The following is a 6,139-nucleotide window of genomic DNA, read 5'->3' on the forward strand; positions in this document are numbered from 1 at the left end:
AGCAGCCACCCAAACTCCAGGGCTCATAAGAGCGCTGAAATCAGGCGACCACAAAAAGTTTAGACCTTCAAGAGCGGTACCATTTGGAGTTTCTAATGTTAGAACTCTTACAAATAGAATAAGAGCCATGACAAATAGAGCGGGAAGAGCTATTTTGGCAAACGCTTCAATACCCCTTGATACCCCTCTTAGGAGTATCACTAAGTTGATTATTACAGTTACTATAAAAGCGCCGTAGGCCATTATAGATGGCGATAAGAAGTTTCCATCACCAGCGCCTATATAATTGCCCAGAAAACTGCTGTATGGCTTTAGGGTTTCTTCGTGGTTACCTGTTATATCAACAATGTCTGGACTACTTCCCAAAAGAAAGTGAAGTGAATACCCAAGTGTCCATGATTCAATATAGACGTAATAAATAACTACCACTAGAGGCACCCAAATACCCAGAACACCCAAAAATCGAGATACCGGACTCTTCCAAAACAGGTTAAAAATAGCAGGCGCAGTCCCGTGCCCCCTTGCTCCTCCAAATCGACCGATTGACCATTCTGTCCACATAAGAGGTATACCGATTAGAAAAAAAGCAATAATATATGGAACCATAAAGGCCCCGCCGCCGTTTTCCGCTGCCTGCACAGGGAATCTTAAAAAATTACCAAGTCCAATAGCTCCACCGGCAACTGCAAGTATAAGCCCGGTTCTTGATTTCCAGGATTCTCTTTTCTTTGGTGATTTATTTTCCATTGGACAAATCCCTGAATTAAGTACCTTATTTTAAGTAATTTATATTTTTAAGCAAGATCGATAATGGCCGTGAAATAGCATATAAACAATAGTAATGATTATCATATCAACAAATCGCCCTTGACAAACAATTTTATATACTTATCTTAATACACCTTCGGTTTTGAGATAATAAACCGAAGAATTACTTGCGGGGGAGACAAAATTTAGAAATGCATCCCTCATAAATAAGATTTTTATGAGTAATTAGAGCAGGTTGTGATAGCACTAAGTATATTCACATTAACAATACTAAGGAGACTCTAATACTACGATGGCTACTGCAAAAAAAGCTACCAAGAAAAAAAGCACGAAAAAGACAAGAAAAACATGGCGTGATGATATTAAAGTCATGCTGCTGCAAATGAGGAAAGAACTCCTTCAAGAAGTGTCTCAGTCAATGAAGGCAGAGTCTGATCATCTAAAACATGATATAGGCGACTTTTATGATCATGCCTCAAGTGACAGAGATAGAGAGCTAGCTCTTATGCTTGCAGACAGGGAGAGGGAAAAACTCACCTACGTTGACGATGCTCTAAAAAGACTAGAGAATGGCACCTATGGGATTTGCGAGGCCTGTGATGAAGATATAGACAAAGAACGGCTTATGGCTATGCCTTTCACCAAACTATGTCTTGAATGTCAGGAAGACCTTGAAAGGGGTTAATCCGACTTAATTAATTCAGACAATCCAACGATATAAGGCTCTTTCACGGCTTTCGTTTCCGTGATAATAGAGCTGACATTAGCATTAGGTGTTATGTCAAACGCAGGATTATATACATTCACATCAGGAGCAATCTTTTTGCCCTGAACGTGTGTTACTTCGTCTGTGCTCCGCTCCTCAATTGGAATTGATGCACCGTCTGGACATTCAAAATCTATAGTCGAAATTGGAGCTGCAACATAGAAAGGTATCCCATGAGACTTGGCCAGCACTGAAATGGAGTAGGTTCCGATCTTGTTTGCAACGTCGCCGTTTTTTGCAATTCTATCAGCCCCTACAACCACCGCGTCTACCATGCCTTTACTCATTATGTGGCCAACCATATTATCAGTTATTAAAGAGACCGGAATGCCGTCCTTATCAAGCTCCCATGCCGTAAGTCTGGCTCCTTGGAGAAATGGCCTTGTTTCCGTGGCGATTACTTTTATATTCTTCCCTGCTTCCTCAGCCCCCCTGATTACTCCAAGTGCGGTGCCGTAGCCTGCCGTGGCAAGTGCTCCCGCGTTACAGTGCGTAAGAACTACAGAATTATCAGGGATGAGCTCAGCTCCTACTCTGCCAATACTTCTGCACGTATTTACGTCCTCATCAAGCATCACCATAGCTTCTTTGATGAGACGCTCTTTCATCTGAGCTACATTCTTAGTCTCTCCAGAATTTAGTACACGCAGCATTCTCTTACCTGCCCAAAACAGGTTCACCGCAGTAGGCCTAGTAGCTAGAATAACATCTGTAATCTTATTAACTTCACCAACAAAGCTATCCCAATCCTGGGTATCTACATTATTTGCACCGAGCGCAATACCCATCGCTGCTGCAACACCAATAGCCGGGGCTCCTCTGATTATCATAGTTTTAATAGCTTGTGCAACTTCCTCATAGGTATTAAATTCTAGATATATTTCCTCATTAGGAAGCCTTGTTTGGTCTATCATAACTACTTTATTATCTTTCCAATCTATGGTTTTAAACGAAGACATTCAATTCCCCTTATATATGAACTAATTCAATTTAGAGTTTACTTTAGAGCTGCTTTTTATCAATTGTGAGCAAATTCGAGCGCTACCCAGTCGCCTTCCCTGTGTTCTTTGGTAAGCTTAAGACCAGCTTTATGAAGCCCTCTAACGGCCTCATCTCGCCTTGTATGCGGTATTCCAGATATTACCAAGGTGCCCTGTTGAGCTAATCTTGATTTTAAGTCCTCTTTCATAGCCAATATAGGCTCTATGTATACATTTGCAACGATTAAATCATACTCTCCTTTAACACTAGAGAGATATCCGCAAAAAAACTTAATTTTATCCTCTACATTATTTTTTCTGGCATTTTTTCTTGATTCTGATATTGCAATGGGATCGGTGTCAAAACCTACTACATCTTCTATTCCGAATTTATAAGCACATATGCTTAGTATTGCACTGCCGCATCCTATATCTAAAGCATTTTGTACTTCTCTTTGTGAAACTATCTCTTCTATAGCGCCCACACAGAGTCTGGTTGTCTCATGATGCCCGGTACCAAAAGCAAGTGAAGGGTTAATCTCAACAACTATCTCACCCTCAGATGGGTTATGATCCTCCCATGGAGGCCTTATTATGACTCGATTTCCGGCCCTTATTTTCTTAAGCACACTCTTCCACACTTGCCAACTGGATTGATCTATGTGCTCCGCAGTAAAACTGCCAATCTGTACATCTGGAAGGCTATCTTTTAGAACCTTTGAGTATTGCTCTAGATTTGACACAACATCTGCAATGTCTATTTCCATAGGAAAGTATGCTGATACTTGGTAAGTGCCGTTTTTTTGGATATCCTCAGCTACGCCTAGCGAACCTAGACCCAACAAATAGTCGGACACCAGGCCAGCTGCCGCCTGTGATACTTCAATCTTAATCTGGGATAACTTAAATAATCCCTCGCTTTTTAAATCTACAGTTTTCAATGTTTATGGCCTCTCAAAATTCAAGCTCAATAATCTTACCTTTTAATTTCACATTTTTGAAAGTGTATTGGGAAATATGCTTGTATGAAGCCAAAGAGTATAAACTTGGACGTCCTATTCTTTAATTTACAGGTATTAGGCTAAGTGATATAATTTTGAGCTATGAATGAAGATAGACGCCGGTTTTTTAAAGAAATTCTAATAAAGAAAATGGCCAGCCTTACGGGTATAGCTGAAGATACTGTTACAAGAATGAGCGAAGGGGATGGAACATTTCCTGACCCACTTGACCGCGCCATGACTGAAGCTAATACCTCTATTGAGCTTAGAACAAGAGATAGAGAAAGAAAACTAATATCCAAGATCCAAAAAGCTATTCGGAAAACCGAAGACGGCACATACGGGGTATGTGAGACGTGTGGGGATGATATTACCGAAGACAGGCTTTTGGTAAGGCCTGAAACGACTCTTTGTTTAGAGTGCAAGGAGGAGCAGGAACAGGAAGAAAAACAGTTTGGAAAGTAATTCTATGTAATTGAAATACTATTTAATTAGACCCGCCGAACACAAACCTTTCTAGAAAATCAGCATCTGACTCTTCTACAATAAGCCATTTACCATCAATTTTTGAAAACTTAATCCTCTCATTGACCTTAAATCTAGTTTTTGACTCATTCACTGAGGCATCTACCACTGTTAACTGAACAGCTTCCGTGGTGTCGCCCCTCTCATATATGCTTCTGCTAGCATGGCTAATCTTCAAATCATCAAATAGTGTTACGTTAGACAAAAAACCTTTCTTAACTTCCTCAAGCCCAAAAACTTTATTGTCTTTCTCAACACTATAGTCAGGATCTATTAGAGTCATATAAAGATCTACATCCTGAGTCTCAAATGCCTTTTCTCTTGTATCCAGAAGCTTCTCAATCTCTTCATTTTGAGAGTTTCCACATGAAGCTATAAAAGCTATAGATAGGAGTAATAAAAAAGAAAGTATCTTCATCCTTGTGCTGGGTCTTCCAATACCTCTTGAGGAGTTTCTTTAGGTGGTGGTGGGGTTTTCCCCTCAATATCACTTAGTAGTGATGACGCTTTGCTTGAATATTTCGCATCAGGGTATGTCTGAACTAAGTCGGTTAATGTGGCCCTGGCCAAATCGTATTCCTTTTGCTTTGCATATGCTCTTCCGAGAAGATACATAGCCTCGGGTAGCTGCTTGGTATCACTGTAGTCTTCAACTACGACGTTATATCTGTAGGCCGCAGCCCTATAATTTTTACGTTTATTATAAAAATTACCTATATAAATCTGTCTTTTAGCAAGCCTTTGACGGCACTTAACAATTCTCTTCTCTGCTTTTGCCACCAAAGGAGATTCGGGATATTTCTCTACAAAGATATTAAACCACTTTAGAGCCTCACGGGTGTTTGTCGGATCCCTGTCAGGGCTGCTTATCTCTCTATATAATGATCTTGCAAGTTGATAAGTAGCATAGGCTGCATCAGGATGCGCTGGGTGACGCTTTAAAAACTCCTCATACTCAATTGCAGCTTGTTCATACTCTCCTCTTTCAAAAAACACATCACCCGTTCTTAGCTCTGCTAATGTCGCGTATGGGCTGTAAGTATATCTAAGCTGAACCTCTTTTAGGATGTTTAAAATAGTCTCCCAGTCTTTACCTCTAAATATCCATGGAAAGCCGCCCTTTTCCTCATTCATCATCTCAACAGCCGCATCATACAGCTCCTGGTCATTCAGTCCTTCGGGAACTGATCTTGAACCGCAATTAACGACAAACATTAAGGAAAAAGCAAGAAAAAGAAGCGTTACAAATCTACTCATTAAGTGAAATAGTATTTTGATAAAATGGCGCGTGTCAAGTTTTAATTCTTTATGTTAATTAGGAGTTTGCCCTTGTCTATATTAATCCCCTTATAAAGTGATGGGTCATCATCAATTTTCCCATCAGCGACTATAAGCACATAGGGCAGTATTGCATTTGAGAGTGAGTAAGTTGAAGTTGTTGATACTAAGGAAGGCATATTGGTAACGCAGTAATGTAAGATGCCGTTATTATTATAAATTGGCTTGTCGTGAGTAGTTGGTTTACTGGTTACAGAGCACCCTCCTTGATCGATTGCTACATCAACAAACAGGCTTCCGGGCTCCATTGAAGAAATCATTTCTCTGCTTATAACTTTAGGCGCTTCCGCTCCAGTTACGAGCACGGCCCCCACAACTAAGTCAGAATTTTTAAGCTCCTCTGCAATAAGGTCTGGATAAGAAGGCAGTGTTTTTACCTTGCCGCCAAATTTATCATAGTAAAATTCAAGCACGTCGCCCTTAATATCAATAACGGTGACATCGGCGCCAAGACCAAGCGCTGATAGGATAGCGTTGTATCCAACAACGCCGCCGCCGATGACAGTCACTCTGCCATTTCTCACGCCCGCAGCTCCGCTAAGAAGAACTCCCTTACCTCCTTTAGATTTTTGAAGGAAATGAACACCGACTTGAACGGACAATCTTCCTGCGATTCTACTCATAGGCATGAGAAGTGGAAGAGATCCGTCTTCAAGCTCAACAGTTTCAAATGCGATAGCGCGGCACCCGCTTTTCTTGAGCGCACTTATTAGTTTTTTGTCTGCCGCTATGTGTAAGTAGCCGAAAATAATATGATTTTC

General features: G+C 40.7%; 8 protein-coding genes. 2 read left to right on the top strand and 6 right to left on the bottom strand.

The genetic code is table 11. The features are described 5' to 3' along the window. On the bottom strand, window positions 1-747 hold a 747-nt coding region (locus AAF462_09385; protein ID MEM7009330.1), incomplete at its 3' end, for a sodium:calcium symporter. Between the two features lie 313 nt (window positions 748-1,060). Between AAF462_09385 and AAF462_09390 the strand changes: the two genes are divergently transcribed. Then, complete coding sequence (locus AAF462_09390) at window positions 1,061-1,453, top strand: TraR/DksA family transcriptional regulator (protein ID MEM7009331.1); 393 nt, start codon at window positions 1,061-1,063, stop codon at window positions 1,451-1,453. Here the strand turns inward: AAF462_09390 and mtnA are convergent. Both mtnA and AAF462_09400 read right to left on the bottom strand, forming a co-directional pair. Beyond that, window positions 1,450-2,493 carry an S-methyl-5-thioribose-1-phosphate isomerase gene (mtnA, locus tag AAF462_09395; protein ID MEM7009332.1) on the bottom strand — a complete coding sequence of 348 codons (1,044 nt, stop codon included), beginning with the start codon at window positions 2,491-2,493 and terminating at the stop codon, window positions 1,450-1,452. The two genes, AAF462_09390 and mtnA, sit on opposite strands and share 4 nt — an antisense overlap. 59 nt (window positions 2,494-2,552) lie before the next feature. After that, entirely contained in the window at window positions 2,553-3,455 is a 903-nt protein-coding gene (locus AAF462_09400) for a 50S ribosomal protein L11 methyltransferase (GenBank protein MEM7009333.1), read from the bottom strand. A gap of 162 nt (window positions 3,456-3,617) precedes the next feature. Here AAF462_09400 and dksA point away from each other — a divergent pair, with 162 nt between their 5' ends. Beyond that, the gene (gene dksA / locus AAF462_09405; GenBank protein MEM7009334.1) at window positions 3,618-3,980 is read left to right on the top strand and encodes an RNA polymerase-binding protein DksA; all 363 of its coding nucleotides are present in this window, start codon (window positions 3,618-3,620) and stop codon (window positions 3,978-3,980) included. A 22-nt stretch (window positions 3,981-4,002) separates the two neighbouring features. On the opposite strand, the gene AAF462_09410 is transcribed toward dksA, so the two are convergent. The 3 genes from AAF462_09410 to AAF462_09420 form a co-directional block, all read right to left on the bottom strand. Beyond that, entirely contained in the window at window positions 4,003-4,458 is a 456-nt protein-coding gene (locus AAF462_09410) for a hypothetical protein (GenBank protein MEM7009335.1), read from the bottom strand. Next, window positions 4,455-5,297 (bottom strand): outer membrane protein assembly factor BamD, encoded by an 843-nt coding sequence (locus tag AAF462_09415; protein ID MEM7009336.1) that lies wholly within the window; start codon window positions 5,295-5,297, stop codon window positions 4,455-4,457. The genes AAF462_09410 and AAF462_09415 overlap by 4 nt, the downstream gene beginning before the upstream one ends. A 41-nt stretch (window positions 5,298-5,338) precedes the next feature. Next, window positions 5,339-6,139, bottom strand: an 801-nt coding sequence (locus AAF462_09420; GenBank protein ID MEM7009337.1) for an NAD(P)-dependent oxidoreductase, incomplete at its 5' end; no start/stop codon positions are given.

This window comes from Thermodesulfobacteriota bacterium, assembly GCA_039028315.1.
In the GTDB taxonomy this organism is placed as follows: Bacteria; Desulfobacterota_D; UBA1144; order Nemesobacterales; family UBA2774; genus CR02bin9.

Coding starts and splice junctions, on each gene's coding strand:
- AAF462_09390 (MEM7009331.1), top strand. CDS start 1,061: ATGGCTACTGCAAAAAAAGCTACCAAGAAAAAAAGCACGAAAAAGACA.
- mtnA (MEM7009332.1), bottom strand. CDS start 2,493: ATGTCTTCGTTTAAAACCATAGATTGGAAAGATAATAAAGTAGTTATG.
- dksA (MEM7009334.1), top strand. CDS start 3,618: ATGAATGAAGATAGACGCCGGTTTTTTAAAGAAATTCTAATAAAGAAA.
- AAF462_09410 (MEM7009335.1), bottom strand. CDS start 4,458: ATGAAGATACTTTCTTTTTTATTACTCCTATCTATAGCTTTTATAGCT.
- AAF462_09415 (MEM7009336.1), bottom strand. CDS start 5,297: ATGAGTAGATTTGTAACGCTTCTTTTTCTTGCTTTTTCCTTAATGTTT.